This window comes from Yersinia sp. KBS0713 (assembly GCF_005937895.2).
Taxonomy (GTDB): Bacteria; Pseudomonadota; Gammaproteobacteria; order Enterobacterales; family Enterobacteriaceae; genus Yersinia; species Yersinia bercovieri.
The window spans coordinates 1,552,521-1,572,901 of record NZ_CP042173.1; the positions used below are offsets into that span (position 1 = coordinate 1,552,521).

Here is a 20,381-nt window from a genome sequence, read left to right on the forward strand (position 1 = left end):
CCAAATATTGGGGCATTAATCCAATAGAAATGCTTGATCAGTCATTTTCTTCACTCGATTTACTGGAGAAACAGGCTATCCGCATAGAGCAGGAGATAAAAAATAATGGCGGATAGTTTCCAGCTAAAAGCACTCATTACAGGTGTTGATAAACTGTCTCCGGCTTTGGGCCGGATTCAGAAGAACATGCGTTCATTCCGCCGAAACCTTGATAAAAGCTCAGCGGGCGCAATGCCATTAGCTGCTGGTTTGGTTGCTGGATTAGCTGGAGCCGGTATTGCTTATGCAAAACAGGAGGATGCAGCAACAGGCTTAAAAGTTGCCATGATGGACGCTGGTGGATCTGTCGGTATCGAATTCGAAAAGATCAATAAACTGGCTGTCGGATTGGGTAATAAATTGCCCGGTACTACTGCTGATTTCCAAAACATGATGCAGATGTTGGTCAGGCAAGGTATCCCCGCTACTAATATTTTAAGTGGGGTGGGAGAAGCTTCTGCTTATCTAGCTGTACAGTTGAAGAAAACCCCTGAGGCCGCCGCCGAGTTCGCGGCAAAAATGCAGGATGCTACAGGGACCGCTTCTAATGACATGATGGGGCTGTTTGATACCATCCAAAAAGCCTTTTATATGGGGGTGGATGATACCAATATGCTGGCGTTCTTCGGTAAGACCAGTTCTGTATTGAAGATGGTCAACAAGGACGGACTCACTGCCGCCAAAGCATTAGCCCCGATCTCGGTCATGATGGATCAGATGGGGATGAAGGGCGAAGCATCAGGTAACGCATTACGTAAGGTGTTTCAGGCAGGCTTTGACGGTAAGAAGATGAATGCCGCCAATAAGTTACTGGGTAAAAAAGGTATTAAGCTCGATTTTACCGACGGTAAGGGTGAGTTTGGTGGTCTGGATAATATGTTTAATCAACTCCAGAAATTGCAATCACTGACCACCAAGCAAAAAACCACCATTATCAAACAGATATTTGGTGATGATGCAGAAACACTACAAGTGGTAGATGCCCTTATTACCAAAGGTAAAACGGGCTACGACGAAGTATTGCAGCGGATGAATAAGCAGGCGACGCTGCAGCAACGTGTTGATGCTCAACTTGGCACACTCACTAACTTATGGGAGGCCATGACGGGTACCGCAGTGAACGGGCTGGCGGCGATAGGTGGGGCATTTGCTGGTGATGCTAAACATGTTGTTACCTGGTTGGGGGATTTAGCCGAGCGGTTCAGTGACTTTGCAGCGACTAACCCTGAAGTTATCCGTGGAGCGATTGGCCTTGCTGCTGGGTTTGTTGTCCTGAAGTTGAGCATGTTGGGCGTGAATATTGCTCTCGGCCTGATAAGTAAAACTATCGGTATGAGTCCAATTGGTATGCTTATTCGTGTTGTAGCAATGGGGGCAGGCTTAATACTGGCCAATTGGGGAACCCTTGGTCCATGGTTTAAGGATATGTGGGGTTCAATTACTGGCTGGTTCAGCACTGCTTGGGAATTTATCAAGGAGTGCAGCGCCACAGGCTGGCAGTTCGTTAAGGATCTGTTTTTCAACTACCATCCTCTGGGAATCATTATTGAGAATTGGGAGCCGATAGTTGGCTGGTTTAAAGATATGTGGGAGCGAGTCAGCGTTTATATCGAGCCAATCCTTAATGCGATGAATAAAGTGAAAGGGTGGGCAAACGATGGTTGGGATTATGTTTTTGGCGACGATAATAGCGGGCAACCAGCTACGCAGGGATTATCAACACAATCCAATAATTACCTATTATCCAGCCAAAACCAGCAAAAACTTAATGGAGAAATGACAGTTAAGTTTGAAAACGCCCCGCCGGGCATGAATGTGGTGAGCACCCAAAGTAATCAACCCGGCTTCGGGATGGGCTATGATGTTGGTTACAATCGATATGCTTATCCAAAATAAAGGAGTAGTCGTGAAATTCATTGTGTTAGTGATTTCATTATTGAGTGCAAATATCGCCTATGCAGTTTGCAACTCACCTGTTACTGAACAGGGGTTACTCCATTCTATTGGGGCGGCTCCGGCAAACCATAAAGCCAGTAACGAGAGTGGTGCGGTTAAACATACATATCATTTTAGAAAAGGTGGCTCTGCTGAAGACGTTTTTGCTGATGATAGTGCTTCATGGGAGCCTGATTTTAATATTGAAATCATCAACCCCGCCTGCATAAGTAAAGTGAATGTTGTGTTTTATGTGGATGATGCTGAAGCTAAAATAAGCAGCAGTAATATTAAACTTGCTGGGAATGCTTATAGATATTTGACGGGTGCAGACGTGGCGATATTCCACAATCAATTGAATAAACTCAAAGATGTTCAATGGTTTAAGCCATCCACGGATCGGGTTGATATGTACTTTTGGCGAAATGAAGGAAAACCAGAGCATTATCTCGTAGGCTTCACGTTTAAAGGGATTTAGGCCCGTTAGATATTAAGGTTCTTTCTAACCCACTTCGGTGGGTTTTTTTATGCCCGGAGAATGTATGAGCTGGAAAGATAAGCTATTACCGGCCTCGTTTCGTGGTGTGCCATTTAAAACGCAGGATGATGAGGCCACTTTCGGGCGCCGGACACAGACCCACGAATATCCCAACCGCGATAAACCTTACTCCGAAGATCTGGGGCGGGTGACGCGCCGCGATACCCTTTCAGCCTATCTGATTGGTGATGATTACCAGGCGCAGCGTGATCAGTTGATTACCGCCATTAATCAGGCCGGGCCGGGGAAACTGATCCACCCGCAGTACGGCGAGCTAAATGTCTGTATTGACGGTGAGATCAGAGTGAGCCATAGCGCGGCTGATGGCCGTATGTGCACCATCAGTTTTAATTTTGTTGAAGCCGGTGAACTCTCTTTCCCCACCTCTGGTGTGGCCACTGGCCAGAAGCTGGTTTCTTCCTGTGATGCCATGACCGACTGTGTCACTGATGCATTCGGTAAGGATTTCGGGCTGGAGGGGATGGCTGACTTTATCCAGAACGGCGTGATCAGCGATGCCAGCGACATGATGAACACCGCTATTAAAACCTTTGACGGCGTGAACTCGGCTATTGCTGACGCGGGCCGCTTGCTCGATGGCGACTTATCGGTGCTGCTGATGCCGCCCAGTTCCGGCATGAATTTCGTTAACCGGCTGCAACGTATGTGGCGTTCGGGTAACAGTCTGCTGGGTAACAGCGACGACATTATCAATAAAATTAAAGGGCTGAGCGGGTTTACCGTGGGTCGTGATCTGGCTCCACATGGGGTATGGAAAACCGACAGCAAAACCATTCAAACCCAGACCACCCAGCGCAATGTGGTGGCGCAAGCTATCCGCACCACCGCCCTGACTGAGGCCGCGCAGAGTGTGGCTGATTTACCACAGGCCCGCCCGCCATTGACAGCAACAGTGACCCCACAGGCGCAACTGCCGCTGGTCACCCATCCGGCGGTCACCTCGCTTAGCGACGCTGTAGCTGCTACCCCGCCCGTGACTTATGAGTCATTAACTGAGATCCGCGACACACTGAATACAGCCATTGATCAGGAGCTGCTACGGGTGACGGATGATGCTTTGTTCCTGGCTATCAATACCGTTCGAGCCGATGTGAATCGCGATATCAGCATGCGGCTCGAGCAGATAGAAAAAACTACCTTTCGAACACCAGATGAAGTGCTGCCCGCGTTGGTGCTGGCGGCTGATTGGTATGACTCAGCCGCGCGTGAAACTGACATTATCGGTCGCAACCAAATCACCCATCCCGGCTTTGTACCGGTTAAAACACTACGGGTACCCATTCGATGAATAATGATGTCACGCTACGGGTAAATGGCCGCGAGTGGGTAGGGTGGACCTCTGTATCTATCTCAGCAGGTATCGAGCGATTGGCTCGCGACTTTAATGTAGAAATCACTCGTCAATGGCCTGGTAGTGAAGAAGCTGGACACCTTCAGCCGCGAGTGAAAAAGGGCGATCAGGTCACAGTGTTGATTGGCACTGACTTGGTGGTCACCGGCTATATCGATGCCACACCGGTACGCTATGACGCCCGCTCAGTATCGGTGGGCATTGTCGGTCGCAGTAAAACCGAAGACTTGATCGACTGCTCCGCACTGATAACCCAATTTACCGGCCGCTCTTTTGTCCAGATAGCAACCCAGCTTGCCGCGCCATTTGGTGTGTCCGTAGTTAATGCTGGCGTCGAAAATACGCCCATGCAGGGGTTGCAGGTTGATTACGGCGAAACTGTGGTGGATGTGCTCGATAAAATGATGGGTATTCAGCAAGTGCTGGCCTATGACAATCCAGCCGGTGCTTTGGTCATTGGTCCGGTGGGTGCTTCGCGCACGGTTACCGCGCTGGTACTGGGTGAGAACATCATTTCTTGTGACACGGAACAGAGCATTAAAGACCGTTTTTCTGAATACGTAGTCGCTGGCCAGCGGTCGGGGAATGATGACGATTTCGGCGCGGCAACGACTAATGCGATCCGGGCTAAAACCGTTGACGGTGGCGTGAGTCGCTATCGTCCCATGGTTATCAAACAGAGCGGTAATGCGACTGGCTCCACGGTGATTGAACGCAGCCAGTTTGAAATGCTACGGCGGGCGGCGCGTACCGATGAAGTAACTTATACAGTGCAAGGTTGGCGACAGGGTAACAGCGATTTGTGGTCACCCAATCAACTGGTGACGGTGTTTGATCCAGTGCTTGGCTTTAACAACCGCAAAATGTTGATAGCAGAGGTGACTTACAGCAAAAACGAGCAGGGAACAATCACCCAGTTACGTGTTGGGCCGCCCGATGCTTACCTACCAAAACCACCCAACCCCAACAAGCGACGCAAGAAAGCCGAAGAGGACGAATTCTAATGAGTCGATTATTCAATTGCTTGCAGCGTGGACTGTCAAATATGTTGGTGCGCGCTGTGGTTCGCCGCCTTGATTCCAGCAGTAAAAATCAGATGCTGCAAATCCAGATGATAGCGGATGAGTTAAAAGACAACATCGAACATCTGGAGCCTTATGGTTTCACTAGCGCCGCACATACTGGCGCGGAAGCGTTCGCTGCTTTCCCTGATGGTGATCGTTCTCACGGTGTGGTGTTGGTGGTTGCTGATCGCCGGTACCGAATTAAAGGGCTAAAGGATGGGGAGGTTGCCATTTACAGCGACGAAGGGGACAGCATTATTCTCAAGCGCGGCAACAAAATAGAGCTGAACACCAAACAGTTTATTGTTAACGCGGAAGAAAAAGCAGTATTCAACACCCCGCTTATCGAAGCTAAAGGGGAGATAAAAGCAGTCGGTAACATTGAGTCTGAGGCTGATGTTAAAGATAAAACTAGCACCATGGCGGATATGCGCGGTCAGTTCAACTCGCACACTCACCCGCACGGTGAGCCGAACACCGATAAGCCTAACCAGAAGATGGAGTAACCCATGATCCTGATGGTGAACGGCCAACAACAATCAGTTTCCACCCCAACGGATAGCCTAACCCGCGCGGTGATTATTTCTCTTTTTACCTGGCGCCGCGCTGATCCCGATGATGATTCAGAGCAGCCCATGGGGTGGTGGGGTGATAGCTATCCCACCATACAAAATGACCGTATTGGCTCCCGCTTGTACTTGCTCCAACGTACCACACTGACCAGTAAAACAGTTGAGCTGGCGCGAGGTTATCTGGATCAGGCATTAGCCTGGCTAAAAGAGGACGGCGTAGTTTCACGAATAGCCATCAATGTACAGCGGCGCGGCACTGACATACTGACTGCTGAAATAACGCTGTATCGCAACGATGGCAGTTCTCAGCTAATAACATTCGATGATTTATGGAGTGCACTCAATGGCTGACAGCGGATTTAACCGCCCGACACTTCCCCAACTCATTACCCAAATCCGCAGTGACCTTAATTCTCGATTCCAAACTGATGCCGTTCTTCGCCGTACCGATACCGAGGTTTACAGCCGGGTGCATGCGGCGGCGGTGCATACCGTTTATGGCTATATTGACTATCTGGCCCGCAACCTGTTACCGGATCTGTGTGATGAGGATTGGCTAGCGCGACACGGCAATATGAAACGCTGCCCACGCAAAGAACCCTCAACGGCGACAGGTTTTGTGCGCTGGGAGGGCGTCACCAACGGTATTGAAGTGCCTGCCGGCAGAGTAATTCAACGTGATGATTTGCAGGAGTACACCACCACGGCAGCGGCACTCTCGGTTGCCGGTGTACTGCGAGCGCCCGTCATTTGTGCGGTCGCTGGCACGTTGGGAAATACTGACGATGGTATCAGCATGGTGCTGGCTCAACCGATTAATGGCCTGCCCTCGTCTGCCGCTGCCGACAGCATTGAGGGCGGCGCTGATGCGGAGCCAGTAGATGAGTGGCGGGCGCGCATCATTGAGCGCTGGTATTACACTCCACAGGGTGGCGCAGATGGTGATTACATTATCTGGGCTAAAGAGGTGCCTGGTGTTACCCGCGCCTGGACTTATCGCCACTGGATGGGAACTGGCACGGTCGGTGTGATGGTGGCCAACAGCAATCTTGAAAACCCTATTCCGGATAACGCGGTGGTCAGCGCGGTGCGCGATCACATCTTACCGCTGGCTCCGGTGGCGGGGGCCAGCCTCTATATCCTTGCGCCAGTGGCAAAAGTGGTGCCGTTCCATATTCGCCTCACGCCAGATACGCCAGAAGTGCGCTATGCGGTTATCGCCGAACTACGCGCTATGTTTCTGCGTGATGGGGTGCCTGGGGGAACACTGGATCACTCGCGTATCAGCGAGGCTATCAGTATCGCCACTGGGGAATATAAGCACGTTCTGGTCAGCCCGACCGATGATATACCGCTGGCCGCGACTGAGCTGCCCATTGTGGGAGATCTAACGTGGACTTAATCGATAGCTATAGCCAGTTATTAACCAACCTGCTGCCGCGTGGCCCGGCGTGGGAGGGGGGTGATCCCCTACTGCTGGGGCTTGCACCGTCTTACTCCCGCGTCCATCGGCGTGGGGATGGTTTAATGGTGGAAGTTGATCCACGCACCACCACCGAATTGATTGACCGCTATGAACAATTAACCGGCTTGCCGGATTCATGCGCACCGCCTGGCGTACAGACCTTGGCCCAGCGGCAACAGCGACTGGATGCAAAAATTAATGTCACTGGCGGGATTAACAAGGCGTTTTATCTGGCACAACTGGCGGCATTGGGCTATCCGGATGCCACTATCACCCAGTTTGAAAGTGATGTTTTTCGCTGCACTTCGACCTGCATTGATTCGCTTTATGCAGAAGAGTGGCGCTACTGGTGGCAGGTCAATATGCCAACCGTCACGCAGATAACTGACATGACCTGCACCTCAGTTTGTACTGCCAGTCTGAGAACGTGGGGTGATACCACAGCTGAATGTGTCATCAACAAACTTTGTCCTTCGCACACCTATGTGACTTTCTTATACCCGGAGTAACCCTTTATGCATCGTATTGATACCACAACCGCCCAGGTTGATAAATTTGGCGCGGGCAAGAACGGCTTTACCCGTGGTAACCCACAAACCGGCGTGCCAGCCACGGCATTAGATGATGATTATTTTGATGCTATCCAAGAGGAACTGGCTGGCATAGTGGAAGCTGCTGGTATTGTTTTAGACAAAAGCAATCGTGCCCAGGTACTGGCCGCAATAAAAAAATTAATTGGCAGTGAAACCGACACTAAATATCTAAAGACAGGTAACAACCTGGTTGAAATTAAAAACGCCGGTGCCGCCGCAGTCGCAGCTGCTCGCACAAACCTTGGTGTATCTCCCCACGGATTTTCCCGTTTTACATCAAGCGGAAGCTTTACCGTTCCTGCCGGTGTTACTCAGATTTTTGTGAGTGGCTGCGCAGCTGGAGGTGGCGGGGGTTCCTCACTCGCCACTAACAGCAGTTCTTTCGTTACGGGGGGGTCTGGTGGAGGTGCTGGTCAGCCAGCTCTGAATGTACCAATCACTGTCACGCCGGGCCAAGTTATCCCGGTAACGATTGGCACTGGCGGAACCGGTGCAACGGCAGCAGCGAATAATGCTACAGCGGGAGGAAATACTCAACTCGGAGCTGGAGGGGCATTGATGAATCTAGGCGGTGGATCTCCAGGCCTCGTAGGTGGTGGCGGGACAAGCTTCCCAAGCGATTATGGTGGCCCAGGTGGTGGTGCAGGTTATCCAGGTGGATGTGCCGCTCAGAATACAAATTCATTCTCAGCAACCACGGCTACTGGTGGACAGGGCGGTCAAGGTGCAAGCGGGCCTTTTGGTCAGGCTGGTCCCGCAGGGCGAGGGTCGATAAGCAATAACCTTCCGGCTGATATCGGGTATGGTTATGGTGCTGGCGGGAGTGGTTCTGGCGGCGCATACAGGTCTACTGTCACTGCACCTGGCGGCAGCGGCGCATCGGGTTTAAACGGTTATGTTGTAATTGAATGGTGATTAGAATGAGTAAATACGCATTGATTGAAAACGGCACAGTAATCAACGTTGTTCTTTGGGACGGCGTTGAGTTTAATGAAAAAGATGGTACTGGGTGGAGTCCTCCTGAAAGCGTCATTGCCGTAAAGGTAAAGGAGGGCGAATTCCCTAATATAGGCCTCGGCTACGTGGATGGCGTGTTTGAGCAGGAATTTCCAGACGAAGTTGTGATCCCTCCAGTTGAACAACATGACAGCTAAAATCAGGCGCGGCACGAATGTGGATTAAACCCCGCGATGGTGTTGGTGTCCATGTATAGAGAATGATAGGGGGTAGGATTAGATAGGGCAGGGATGCCCATTGAGTTGGTTGTACAATAAAACTGGGCTTATTTGGCCCGGAAATTAAACTCTAGGTACTAACCTTCGTTCTGCAATTAACCGATAGTCATCTTCAAATCGATCGGAGAGTATGAATTCACTACCATTGATCGGTTTGAATTTTCTCATCCCGTCCCACCACAAAAGCTTGCCATCACTATTGATTAAACGTTTGGCCCATTGTGGTGCGAGACTAAAATAATTTTCAGTTCCGGTCATTAATTTCCATTCCATCACAACGAGTTTCCTTACGGTATGATCATGATTTATGTGAGCAATAAGGATAATGGCATTCGTTCGAGGCTTTCAAATTGGTTCGACAGATCAATAATGAAAGATTGATCGTTTAAAACGATCGTTGAGATTTATCAGGTTTATAAAATACAAAGCCTGGCTTAATTGCTCGGTCTATTCTAGGCACAAATGGGGCAAAACATTTTCATATATGTGTAGATTTGTGCGTAGTTGCATTTTTGAAGGTTGTGTTAAATAGCTGATATTTCACGATTGTGTAGGTAGGTGCAGAGTAGCGATATATAGACTCAACACTGAATAGACGTATTGAGCCATAGCGACCAAATATAGACGGAGTTTTACCATTCTCTTACCATTGTTTTACCATCACTAAATCCCACAAACAAAAAAACCAACCCTAACGGATTGGTTTTCTTTGGGTATTTTGGTCGGCATGAGAGGATTTGAACCTCCGACCCCCGACACCCCATGACGGTGCGCTACCAGGCTGCGCTACATGCCGATGCTACGGCTTTTATAGTACATTTTATCGTTACTAATGCAAGGCTTGGCAAAACAACCGCCTATTTTTCGAACACTCAATGTTCTGTTTTTAGAACTAGTTCGCAATAAAACGTTTTATATCTGTCAGCACTTGCAATAACAGTGGGAGCTGTGGCTTTTCATCTTTGATTTCATTGCCTTGCTCATCATAGGTACGATATTCACCGTTGTTATCTAACACAATCGTTTGTGTCGGCGTAGTGATAACGAGGGTGCCATTGTCGCCTGTCGCCACCCAGTTGTTATTACGCTGTGCAGCAAATAAATCTTCCCCTTGCGAGTAATCTTCTGATGCCGTTTTGACATGTAATAACCGCTGCATCAGTGTGGTCATGATATCTTCATGATTGGTTAGCTTATTCACGGTCTGTGCGGGGGTTCCCGGCCAGTGAACCACTAATGGTACTTGGAGCTGTTGGCGATTAAAGCGACTACCCGCGCCCCAAGTATTATTACCGCTGTCATTAAATTCAACGCCATGGGCTGCAGTAATAATAACCACGGTTTTATCGAGCTGCCCACTCTGCTTTAGGGTGTCCAGAATAGTGGCAATCTGCTGATCCACATCTCTCGCACCTGATTGATAGTTTTGGATAAAGTCAGTCGGCAGTGCTACTTTTTTCCCGGTGATCGGATCTTGCGCTTCCTTTGCCCCGTTCAGGTTAATGTATGAGAACCAAGGCGCATTGTTTTTGGCTGTTGATAGCCATTGTTGCCATTGGGCCGTGGTTTCGCTGTCTGTTTGTGTCACTGGCGCTGGCAATGTGAAGTCAGCTAACAGCGCCTGACGGTAGAGTGGTGACTCAAAGCCATCGGATGAGAACAGACCAAACTGATAACCCTGCGCACTCAATGCCGTCATAAATACAGATGGTTCGCGGGCAGAGAGAACACCGTCTAAATAGGTAGGCGATATTCCATAAAACAGGCCAAACAAACCGGTGTCCTGGCGGTTTCCCGAGCTGTAGTGGTGATCAAATTGGATGTTTTCCCGGCCAAACTCTGCCAGTGCTGGCATATCTTTTTGTAGGCTACTGGTGCGAATACCGTCCACCACAATCAATAGCAGGTTATAGCCGCTGCCTTTATCGCTGAAAGTAATCGGGTTTAGCGGATATTCAACCGCCAGTGCATCCGGCGTGCCTTGTTCCATCAGGCGGCGCTGATACTCTTGCTGATCAAGCAAGCCGTGTTTCTCGAGGAATTTACGGGCGGTCATCGGGTAGGAGAGTGGCAAGTTTGCTCGCTGCATACTGATTGGGCGATAGAAGTTGGCATCAGCCCAGATATACATCAGATGCGAGGCAAAGAATGCGGAAATAAATACTGCCACCAGTGGCTTAACAAAGCGCTGCCGATTAAGACTGCGCAGTTTTTGCCAGGCCCAGGTGCCAAAAAGCATCTCGACCAAAAAAATGACCGGCACTGAGATAAACATCAATTGCCAATCGCGCGCGAGTTCTGTTTGATCCGGGTTAACCACTAACTCCCATACCACCGAATTAAGGTGTAAATGGAAACGGGTGAAGACCTCGGTATCCACCAATAGCAGGGTTAAACCGGCAGTAGCGAAGGCGGCGGAAAGAAAACGTAGTAGCCGTTGTGACATCACCACAAAGGTGAGGGGGAATATCACCAGCAAATAGGCGGCAAAAACGATAAAGCTAAAGTGCCCAAGCCAGCTAACGAGGGCATAGATACGGCCAATCAGCGATGAGGGCCAATCGGAGACAAACAGATAGCGACTACCCAGCACCAGGCTGAACAGAATATTAAATAGGGCGAACCAGTGCCCCCAGCTGATCATCTGGGAGACTTTTTCACGATAGCGCTGACGATTTGTCACCATATTGAGATTGCAGTTTTGGCCGATAAATTAATGAGCTTTATCTTCACGTACTGAAGCCTGAAGAGCCTCAGCGAAAGAACGTGCCAATACTTTGCGTTGCGCAGGGGCAATGCTGGTATTGATCAGATTTGTTACCATATTTCCCAACACCATCAATGAAAGATCGGTTGGGGTACGATGTTTTTCCAGTACGCAGACCAATTCAGACAGTAGTTGTTCAACGTGTTCGTCACTATAACGGGATGATTGTGCCATAAAAATTGTACTCAACACCTGACAAAGTCCCACATCTTACCGTATAGAGACGCGCTTTTCCGCTATTTTATAGCATTAAGAATCATTAGCCATTAATTGAGGGGTGCCGTCGCTTTTGGGTTGCAGCTCTCAGGTATCAGTGATTGAATACGCCCCTAGCCAAAAGGAGTATTTATCATGAGTCTGGATATCGACCAGATTGCCTTACATCAACTGATTAAGCGTGATGAACAAACGCTTGATGTGGTGTTGCGCGATTCCCTGTTACCTGCCAATGCTGTCGTTGAAGAGATGATGGCCGAGCTGCATCGTGTTTACAGTGCCAAAAACAAAGCTTATGGCTTGTTTAATGAGCAAAGTGAGCTGGCGGATGCGCTGAAACGATGCCGTAAGGGTGATGAAGACTTCCTCAGCTTTAGCCGTGCGGCGACTGGGCGTTTACGTGACGAGTTAGCCAAATATCCGTTTGCTGAAGGTGGTGTGGTGCTGTTTTGCCAGTACCGCTATCTGGCAACCGAATATTTGCTGATCTCGGTGCTGAGCAGCTGTAATAGTATGCGAGTGAATGAGCAGCTTGATCTGAGTACCACCCACTATCTTGATATTAACCGCGCTGATATTGTGGCCCGTATTGATTTGACTGAGTGGGAAAATAATCCAGAATCGACCCGTTACCTGACCTTCCTGAAAGGGCGGATAGGGCGAAAAGTATCTGATTTCTTTATGGATTTCCTGTCGGCAGCCGAAGGGTTGGATACCAAAGCGCAAAACCGTGGTTTATTACAAGCCGTCGATGACTATTGCGCAGATGCTGAGTTAGGCAAAAATGAGCGCCAGGCATACCGTCAGCAGGTCTATAGCTACTGCAATGAGCAGTTACAGTCTGGCGAAGAGATTGCTTTGCAGGAGTTGGCTCAAGAGCTGCCGAAGTTTGGTGAAAAAGATTTTCAGCAATTCACGGCTGAGCAGGGTTATGCATTGGAAGAGAGCTTCCCGGCGGATCGCGGCACCTTGCGTCAGTTGACCAAGTTCGCGGGCAGTGGCGGTGGGTTGAGTATCAATTTTGATGTATTACTGCTGGGTGAGCGTATTTTCTGGGATGCGGCAACAGATACACTGACTATTAAAGGTACGCCACCGAATCTGCGTGATCAGTTGCAGCGTCATTCAGGTAAGCCGTAACAGTTTGTATTGTAATGTTATTGAGCCAATAAAAAACGCCGCATAAGCGGCGTTTTTTATTTCGGCGTCCCGAATATTGACAGCGACGCGATTAAACGCGAACGAAGTCGATATGAGTCAGTTTTGGCTTGAAAGCGTGACGCTGAACAGCCTGTACTTTAACTTTGGTCTCTTTACCGTCGATAACCAGAGTCAGTACGGAATCATAAAAGCCCGGTTTCAGTTCAAGGTTTTTGGTGGTGTCATGGTCAAGAGCAATAGAAATAGCTGCTTCTGTGCCACCGTAAACGATTGCCGGGAATTTATTTGCTGCACGCAGGCGGCGGCTCGCACCCTTACCCTGGTCGTTACGTACTTCTACTTTGATAGTGGTCATTTTGTTTTCTCTTAAGAAATTTACCCTGCTACAGGCGACCCAGCAACAGGTTCGATACTCGGCTTTGATTGGGTAAACCCAGAGCAAAGCGGGCGACATTCTAGCGAAATATCAGCCAGACAGCAAATAAAACTGCGAAAATCTCAGGCTAGATGCGGCTTAAGCTAGGGAGTCAGCTCGGCGAAAACGGCCCTGATAATCAAATATCTTTTCTCTGATTTGCCACCACTGCCCACGCCGACGGGCAACGACAAAATCGGGGTAACGTAACAGCGCTTGTTGCGCGATGATATCGGCTGCGGTTTGCCATTTGAGGGCAATACCCGGTGCGCGTTGGTGGGGGCGCAGGAAAATCTGCTCAAATGCCATACGCTGCGCGGCTGTGGTTAAGCGAAAGCGCTCACTGGTATGGGTGCCGTCTTCATCGTAATAGGTGATTTTCAGCCACTCGCCTTTAGCGTCATGGCCGGTTTCCAGACTCATGCCGCCACAACGTAACACTAGCGCATCTTTCAGTTTTAGCGCGGCTTTCAGCATGTCGTCAGGATCAACCAGCACCTCCTGACACTGATGACAGCGGCGTGCGGCGATATCATTTTCTGCGCCACAATGGGGGCAGGATTTGCAGCGGAAGCGGTAGTCACATTGCGCTCGCGCGCCCTGGTCATTCTCAAACCAGCCCTGACACCGACGGCCATAGTGCTCAATTATCTCGCCAGACTCGGTACATTTCCCCCAGAAGATATTGGCGAAACCGCAATCTGGGCAGAAGACCTGCACCGGCTGGCTGCCGCTATGAGGTTTGCTAGTACCCACTTCGGGAGTGAACAGGTCGTGGGGATTACCAGCATAATCCAGAATCAGGCAATCTTTTTTACCCGGTGAGAGCCGTAAGCCCCGGCCGACAATCTGCTGATATAAACTGACCGACTCTGTGGGGCGCAAAATGGCAATCAGATCCACATGAGGCGCATCAAAGCCGGTGGTCAGCACTGCCACATTAACCAGATAGCGCAGTTGTTGCTGCTTAAATGCGGTGATTAGCGCATCTCGCTCGGCAGGGGGAGTGCCAGCGCTCACTAACGCGGCCTCGCCTTTGGGCAGTAATCCGTGTACTTCTTTGGCGTGCTCGACGGTGGCGGCAAAAATCATCACCCCGCGCCGTTGGGCGGCGTACTCCACTATCTGGCTAACAATATGTGGGGTGATGCGCTGTTGCTGTTTAAGCTCCCGATCAAGATCCGCCTCACGGAACATGCCATCGCTATTGCTGGTCAGGCGGCTGAAATCATATTGCACGACCGGCATATCCAGCCGCTCCGGCGGTACTAGAAAGCCGTGTTTGATCATGTAACGCAGCGGCAATTCATAGATACAATCGCGGAACAGTGTTTTTTCATCACCACGGGTAATGCCATGATAGTGGAATTGATAGATCCAGCCTTTGCCCAACCGGTAGGGGGTCGCCGTCAGTCCCAATAACCGTAGCCGTGGGTTAGTGGTGCGTAAATGCTGGATAATTTGCTGATACTGGCTGTCATCTTCGTCACTGATGCGGTGACACTCATCGATAATGAGCAGCGAAAAGGCGCTATCAAATAGCGGGAGATTGCGTGCCACAGACTGTACGCTACCAAAGACCACTTTCCCTTCGCTTTGGCGCTGCTGTAGTCCGGCGGCGAAGATATCAGCCTCTAAATCGTAGGCACAGTATTTGGCGTGATTCTGCGCCACCAGCTCTTTGACATGGGCCAACACCAGCACGCGACCACGGGCCAGTTTCGCCAATTCGGCGATAACTAAACTTTTACCCGCGCCAGTGGGTAAGACAATCAGTGCTGGCTCGGCATGGCGACGAAAGTGGGTGAGAGTGGCGTCTACCGCTTCTTGCTGATAGGGGCGTAGCGTAAAGGCCATTAAAGCACTTGCCCGAAGTGGGGCGTTATCGCGCTTAATCCATTCACCATTTGCAACAATTGCCTGCATTGTATGAGTGACATTTATCTCTCCTCATAACGAAAAACTTTCTATTATTATGCCTGTCTGATGTGGTCAACGCGAGAGCCTTGGCGGTGAATGACGAGGAGTCAGGATGTACATTGCGTCAGCAGGGGCTGATCCTTTCTCAATAGTGTTTTTTTGAGTAACTGTTCCTAGGATGATAGGGCAACCGCCGCTATACTGATGAATCAGGTCGGTTAGGCAGCAAATGATTTTCCCCTATACAACTTTACTGCTTCATTATTTCATACCGTATTATTAGCACTCTGTCGTCGTTGGCAGGTGTGAGTGCGGGTATCGTGCCCGTCAGTGGCACGACAATACAACAGGCAAAGTAGATTCAATGCGATTGGACAAGTTTTTATCTCAGCAATTAGGTGTTAGCCGGGCGTTGGTAGCGCGCGAGCTGCGGGCCAAACGGGTCACGATTGATGGCGAAGTGGTCAAAAGTGGTGCAATTAAGCTGACACCAGAGAGCGACGTGAGATTCGATGGCAACCCATTACAGCAAACCCTTGGCCCACGTTACTTTATGCTGAATAAGCCGCAGGGTTATGTGTGTTCGACAGAAGATCCCGATCACCCGACGGTACTCTATTTCCTTGATGAGCCAGTGGCTTACAAGCTGCATGCTGCCGGGCGGTTGGATATTGATACCACGGGGTTAGTGCTGATGACCGATGATGGTCAATGGTCGCACCGGATTACCTCCCCACGCCATCATTGTGAAAAAACCTATTTGGTGACACTGGAGCATCCGGTCGCGGAAGATACGGCGCAGCGGTTTGCTGACGGCGTACAGCTGCATAATGAAACGTCGCTGACCAAGCCCGCTCAGCTCGAGATTATCGAGCCACAGCTGGTGCGGTTAACCCTCAGCGAGGGGCGCTATCATCAGGTAAAACGTATGTTTGGAGCCGTCGGGAATCGGGTATTGGCGCTGCACCGTGAACGTATCGGCGCGATGAAACTTGATGACGATTTGGCCCCCGGTGAGTATCGCCCGCTCACGGCGGAAGAGATTGCCAGCGTAGGCGCTCCCCATCTGTAATCGCTTTTCTATCGTCGCGTGGGTGAGCGGTTCCCACGCGACCCGCAGTCGATATCACCTGCCGTAAGTTATTGAAGGAGTTGTTGAACGTGCATGCCAGTAACCAAAATGAAGCGCAGAACCGGACATCCCACTTTGGCTTAATCTTTATCCTGGGTTTGCTGTCGATGCTGATGCCGCTGGCGATAGATATGTATCTGCCGAGTATGCCCATTATTGCGCAAGAGTTTGGCGTCGAGAGTGGTGCGGTGCAGATGACTCTGAGCGCGTATGTGCTGGGGTTTGCTATCGGGCAGATGTTCTATGGGCCAATGGCTGACAGCATAGGGCGCAAGCCGGTTATCTTCTGGGGCACGCTAATCTTTGCACTGGCAGGAATGGCTTGTGCCATGGCGCAGTCGGTTGAGCAACTGATTAACTTGCGCTTCCTGCATGGTTTATCTGCCGCCGCCGCCAGTGTGGTGATTAATGCATTGATGCGTGACATGTTCACCAAAGATGATTTCTCCCGAATGATGTCTTTCGTGGTGTTGGTGATGACTATCGCACCGCTGCTGGCACCGATTATCGGTGGCGCACTGCTGGTGTGGTTTAGCTGGCATGCTATTTTCTGGACCATGGCCGGCGCGGCATTGATTGGTGCGGTGCTGGTGTTTCTGTTTATTAAGGAGACCCTGCCACCAGAGAAGCGGCAACGCTTTCATCTGCGCACCACCATCGGTAATTTCGCCACGCTATTTCGCCATAAACAAGCTCTGAGCTATATGTTAGCGAGTGCTTTCTCTTTTGCCGGGATGTTCTCGTTCCTCAGTGCCGGGCCTTTTGTTTATATCGACTTAAACGGCGTTTCACCGCAGAACTTTGGCTATTATTTTGCACTGAATATCGTCTTTTTATTCTTGATGACGCTGATTAACAGCCGCAATGTTCGCCGTTTTGGCGCCCTGAAAATGTTCCGCTTTGGTATGTTGGTTCAATTCGTGATGGGGATCTGGCTGCTGGTGGTTTGTGCTACCGGGCTGGGATTCTGGGCATTGGTTCTAGGGGTGGCGGCCTATGTCGGCTGTATCGCGATGATCACCTCGAATGCTATGGCGGTTATTCTGGATGGCTTCCCACATATGGCGGGAACCGCCTCTTCTTTGGCGGGGACTTTACGGTTTGGTATCGGTGCTATCGTGGGGACGTTGCTGTCGATGGCTCCCTCCCGGAGTGCCTGGCCGATGGTAAGCTCGATGGCGTTTTGTATTATTGTTGCCATGCTGTTGTATCTCTATGCCAGTCGCCCGCAAAAAAATGCGATGAAAAAAGCATAGTGAGTAAAAAGTGAAGGGCAGACGCCGCAGGCGCTCCCTTTGCCGCTATTATCCCCCGCAGTTCCTCTTGCCCTATTTGTTAAATTTCGCCCAATAAGCCGCCGTTTTTTGCGCTCAATCAATATAGTAAGCATGCGTATCATAATTCATTGCATAGTTATGCCTGGACACATATTGTTAATTTTTTGAGCGATAATACAAAAAAGTGAAAAATAGTTATCGGCGGGTTTTGCTAAGATAATTCTGTCATTAAAATGGTGCCAATACTAATTTATTTGTATGTTTATCAATTGGTTAATGTATTTTTATTGTGTCGATCTCACCTTGAATTGTTCCTCAATTGTAAAATATTGGCAGCGATTAGGTAACATGTTTGCAAGAAAAATGGTTGAGCTAACCGCCATAAAGGTATAAATATAACGAAAAATGGGATCTAAATCCCAAACTGGCAGTTTTAGCCTTGGCAGCAATAGCTGAAAAAGGGTTAAAAACAACGCAAAAATGACATTGTTAGTTTTTAGTTTCTAAATTGTTACCAATGTTGTGTTTTGATGGGGTCTGAATCAGGCACAATGGCAACTTAGCGGCTATAACTTTAGTGAGTGTGAGTCATCGTGGTGCCTTTGTAATTTTTGAATTTTTATTTTGACTAGGAAAAACACGTGAATAATATCCAACTTTCGGTAGTACATCGTCTGCCGCAAAGTTACCGTTGGTTATCTGGGTTTATCGGGGTCAATGTTGAGCCGATACCACTGACGGCGATAGACGATACCCAAAATAACCTAATGGGGCTGAAATTGCTCAGCCACGATGGTAAACATGCGCAGATTATCATGCAGCGGCTCCATCTCTCGCTTCAAGAGATACAAGTGGACTCCGCAATTGTTGAGTGGGAAGGTGAGCCTTGCCTCTTCGTTCATCGGCAGGATGAGAGTGCGACTATGTGTCGCCTGAAAGATGTCGGTGTCGCCATCGCCGAGACCATGACGGCACTTTACCCCTTCTGATACGTGATTAAGCGTTCATCGGCGCTATTCGTCGGCCCTATGTATTCATCGATGATATGGTCAGTCCGCTATGCTGGCACTTTTTTATGTCTGCGTCATTAATCAGCGAATTGTAGCAGCTGCTGTGTATATTGCTGTTTTGGCGCGGCAAATATCGTCTGACAGTCACCTTGCTCCACCACTTCCCCCTGCTTCAACACAATCACCTGATGGCAAAGCGAGCGCACGACTTGTAAGTCATGGCTGATAAACAGGTAGCTAAGCTGGTAACGCTGCTGGAGGGATTTGAGTAGGGCCAGAATCTGTGCCTGTACCGATTTATCCAGCGACGAGGTTGGCTCATCTAAGATAAGCAATTGAGGTTGCAGGATTAATGCCCGTGCAATAGCGATGCGCTGGCGCTGCCCACCGGAGAATTCAGTCGGGTAACGATAGCGGCTCACCGGATCCAGACCCACCTCTTCCATGGCCTTAATCACCCGCTGTTCACGGTGTATGGCACTGAGTTTCTGATGAACTTCTAGCCCTTCAGCGATGATCTGCTGAACATTCAAGCGCGGGTTGAGCGCTGAATAGGGGTCTTGGAACACCACCTGAATGCGGCTGCGATAGGGCAGCATCTGTTTTGAGGTAAAACTGTGCAGCGGTTGCCCGTTAAACCAAATCTCACCTTTTGATGGCAGTAAGCGTAACAGCGCCAGCCCGGTGGTGCTTTTCCCTGATCCCGACTCCCCGACCAATCCCAGACTTTCTCCCGGTTTTAGCTCAAAACTGAGATCTTTTAGCGCATAGTGGTGATCGACTGTCCGGCGTAGCAAGCCACGTTTGATGGGGAACGCCACTTGCAGCCCTTTGACCTCAAGCAGTGGCGCAAGACCTGCTGCGAGGGGCAAGGGGTCGCCCTGTGGCTCGGCATCCAGTAGCTGGCGAGTGTAGGGGTGCTGTGGCGCACTGAACAGCGCCTGACGGCTATTGTGCTCTACAATACGCCCTTCCCGCATCACGGCTACGTTATCTGCCAGTCGGCGGACAATATTCAGGTTATGAGTGATAAACAGCAGACTCATGCCCATCTCTTGCTTTAACTCTTTCAGCAAACTCAAAATTTGCGCCTGTACCGAGACATCCAGTGCGGTGGTGGGTTCATCGGCAATCAGTAATTTGGGTTGGGTCAATACCGCCATGGCAATCATCACTCGCTGACGCTCGCCCCCGGAGAGCTGATGCGGGAAATCAGCTAATCGACCTTTGGCATGACGAATACCGACGCGGTCGAGACACTGAATAATTTCCGCTCTGGCCGCCTCCTGACGCATACCGCGATGCAGTGACAGCACTTCGGCTAACTGCTTCTCGATGGTGTGCAGCGGGTTGAGTGACACCATTGGCTCTTGAAAAATCATGGCGATCTGATTGCCGCGAATACCACGCAGTGTGGGTTCATCGGCATGGAGTAGTGATTGGCCAGCAAACAGAATATCGCCAGCAGGATAGACCACCGGTGGCGAGGGCAGTAAGCGCAATACCGACAACGCGGTAACACTCTTGCCGGAGCCAGACTCCCCGACTAACGCTACTGTTTCACCGCTATTGACCTGCAATGAGAGCGCGCTGACCACTTCACGGTCAACGCCCGCCTGGCGAAATGCCACACTGAGGTTTTGAATATCCAGGAGTGGAGAGGTCGCCAT

At 50.0% G+C, this 20,381-nt stretch carries 20 protein-coding genes and 1 tRNA gene; 14 read left to right on the forward strand and 7 right to left on the reverse strand.

Annotated features, from left to right (window positions below):
- Nucleotides 1-105: 105 nt before the first annotated feature.
- From FFE93_RS07340 to FFE93_RS07385, 10 genes are all read left to right on the forward strand, one after another.
- Complete coding sequence (locus FFE93_RS07340) at nt 106-1,935, forward strand: phage tail tape measure protein (protein WP_138774986.1); 1,830 nt, start codon at nt 106-108, stop codon at nt 1,933-1,935.
- Between the two features lie 10 nt (nt 1,936-1,945).
- Nucleotides 1,946-2,452, forward strand: coding sequence for a hypothetical protein (locus tag FFE93_RS07345; protein ID WP_138774987.1), 507 nt, complete (start codon nt 1,946-1,948; stop codon nt 2,450-2,452).
- 64 nt (nt 2,453-2,516) lie between these two features.
- Nucleotides 2,517-3,821, forward strand: a complete 1,305-nt coding sequence (locus tag FFE93_RS07350) for a DNA circularization protein (RefSeq protein ID WP_138774988.1) — start codon at nt 2,517-2,519, stop codon at nt 3,819-3,821.
- Nucleotides 3,818-4,888, forward strand: coding sequence for a phage baseplate assembly protein (locus FFE93_RS07355; RefSeq protein WP_138774989.1), 1,071 nt, complete (start codon nt 3,818-3,820; stop codon nt 4,886-4,888). The genes FFE93_RS07350 and FFE93_RS07355 overlap by 4 nt, the downstream gene beginning before the upstream one ends.
- On the forward strand, nt 4,888-5,454 hold the full coding sequence (locus tag FFE93_RS07360) for a phage baseplate assembly protein V (protein ID WP_138774990.1): 567 nt from the start codon (nt 4,888-4,890) through the stop codon (nt 5,452-5,454). Before FFE93_RS07355 ends, FFE93_RS07360 begins: the two co-directional genes overlap by 1 nt.
- Before the next feature lie 3 nt (nt 5,455-5,457).
- Entirely contained in the window at nt 5,458-5,871 is a 414-nt protein-coding gene (locus FFE93_RS07365) for a phage GP46 family protein (protein WP_138774991.1), read from the forward strand.
- On the forward strand, nt 5,864-6,922 hold the full coding sequence (locus FFE93_RS07370) for a baseplate J/gp47 family protein (RefSeq protein WP_138774992.1): 1,059 nt from the start codon (nt 5,864-5,866) through the stop codon (nt 6,920-6,922). The genes FFE93_RS07365 and FFE93_RS07370 overlap by 8 nt, the downstream gene beginning before the upstream one ends.
- Entirely contained in the window at nt 6,913-7,494 is a 582-nt protein-coding gene (locus FFE93_RS07375) for a YmfQ family protein (RefSeq protein WP_138774993.1), read from the forward strand. The genes FFE93_RS07370 and FFE93_RS07375 overlap by 10 nt, the downstream gene beginning before the upstream one ends.
- 6 nt (nt 7,495-7,500) lie before the next feature.
- Nucleotides 7,501-8,493, forward strand: coding sequence for a hypothetical protein (locus tag FFE93_RS21695; protein ID WP_138774994.1), 993 nt, complete (start codon nt 7,501-7,503; stop codon nt 8,491-8,493).
- A gap of 5 nt (nt 8,494-8,498) precedes the next feature.
- Nucleotides 8,499-8,732, forward strand: a complete 234-nt coding sequence (locus tag FFE93_RS07385; RefSeq protein ID WP_138774995.1) for a hypothetical protein — start codon at nt 8,499-8,501, stop codon at nt 8,730-8,732.
- A gap of 144 nt (nt 8,733-8,876) precedes the next feature.
- Here the strand turns inward: FFE93_RS07385 and FFE93_RS07390 are convergent, their stop codons facing one another.
- The 4 genes from FFE93_RS07390 to FFE93_RS07405 form a co-directional block, all read right to left on the reverse strand.
- The gene (locus FFE93_RS07390) at nt 8,877-9,086 is read right to left on the reverse strand and encodes a hypothetical protein (RefSeq protein ID WP_138774996.1); all 210 of its coding nucleotides are present in this window, start codon (nt 9,084-9,086) and stop codon (nt 8,877-8,879) included.
- A gap of 446 nt (nt 9,087-9,532) precedes the next feature.
- Nucleotides 9,533-9,609 (reverse strand) — tRNA-Pro (locus FFE93_RS07395).
- Nucleotides 9,610-9,705: 96 nt separating this feature from the next.
- Nucleotides 9,706-11,499, reverse strand: coding sequence for an LPS biosynthesis-modulating metalloenzyme YejM (gene yejM / locus FFE93_RS07400; protein ID WP_049601528.1), 1,794 nt, complete (start codon nt 11,497-11,499; stop codon nt 9,706-9,708).
- A 27-nt stretch (nt 11,500-11,526) separates the two neighbouring features.
- Nucleotides 11,527-11,754, reverse strand: coding sequence for a YejL family protein (locus tag FFE93_RS07405; RefSeq protein ID WP_005274427.1), 228 nt, complete (start codon nt 11,752-11,754; stop codon nt 11,527-11,529).
- A 177-nt stretch (nt 11,755-11,931) separates the two neighbouring features.
- Between FFE93_RS07405 and yejK the strand changes: the two genes are divergently transcribed.
- Nucleotides 11,932-12,936: a nucleoid-associated protein YejK gene (gene yejK / locus FFE93_RS07410; RefSeq protein WP_049601523.1), complete on the forward strand. Its 1,005-nt coding sequence runs from the start codon at nt 11,932-11,934 to the stop codon at nt 12,934-12,936.
- A 91-nt stretch (nt 12,937-13,027) separates the two neighbouring features.
- Here yejK and rplY read toward each other — a convergent pair whose 3' ends face one another.
- Both rplY and FFE93_RS07420 read right to left on the reverse strand, forming a co-directional pair.
- Entirely contained in the window at nt 13,028-13,312 is a 285-nt protein-coding gene (rplY, locus tag FFE93_RS07415; protein ID WP_005274435.1) for a 50S ribosomal protein L25, read from the reverse strand.
- A 159-nt stretch (nt 13,313-13,471) separates the two neighbouring features.
- Nucleotides 13,472-15,229: a DEAD/DEAH box helicase gene (locus FFE93_RS07420; protein WP_049601645.1), complete on the reverse strand. Its 1,758-nt coding sequence runs from the start codon at nt 15,227-15,229 to the stop codon at nt 13,472-13,474.
- A 427-nt stretch (nt 15,230-15,656) separates the two neighbouring features.
- Between FFE93_RS07420 and rsuA the strand changes: the two genes are divergently transcribed.
- From rsuA to FFE93_RS07435, 3 genes are all read left to right on the forward strand, one after another.
- On the forward strand, nt 15,657-16,364 hold the full coding sequence (gene rsuA, locus FFE93_RS07425) for a 16S rRNA pseudouridine(516) synthase RsuA (RefSeq protein ID WP_005274441.1): 708 nt from the start codon (nt 15,657-15,659) through the stop codon (nt 16,362-16,364).
- Between the two features lie 89 nt (nt 16,365-16,453).
- Nucleotides 16,454-17,680, forward strand: a complete 1,227-nt coding sequence (locus FFE93_RS07430; RefSeq protein WP_005274444.1) for a Bcr/CflA family multidrug efflux MFS transporter — start codon at nt 16,454-16,456, stop codon at nt 17,678-17,680.
- Nucleotides 17,681-18,342: 662 nt separating this feature from the next.
- Nucleotides 18,343-18,690: a YejG family protein gene (locus FFE93_RS07435; protein WP_005274448.1), complete on the forward strand. Its 348-nt coding sequence runs from the start codon at nt 18,343-18,345 to the stop codon at nt 18,688-18,690.
- A gap of 98 nt (nt 18,691-18,788) precedes the next feature.
- Here FFE93_RS07435 and yejF read toward each other — a convergent pair whose 3' ends face one another.
- Entirely contained in the window at nt 18,789-20,381 is a 1,593-nt protein-coding gene (gene yejF / locus FFE93_RS07440; protein WP_005274451.1) for a microcin C ABC transporter ATP-binding protein YejF, read from the reverse strand.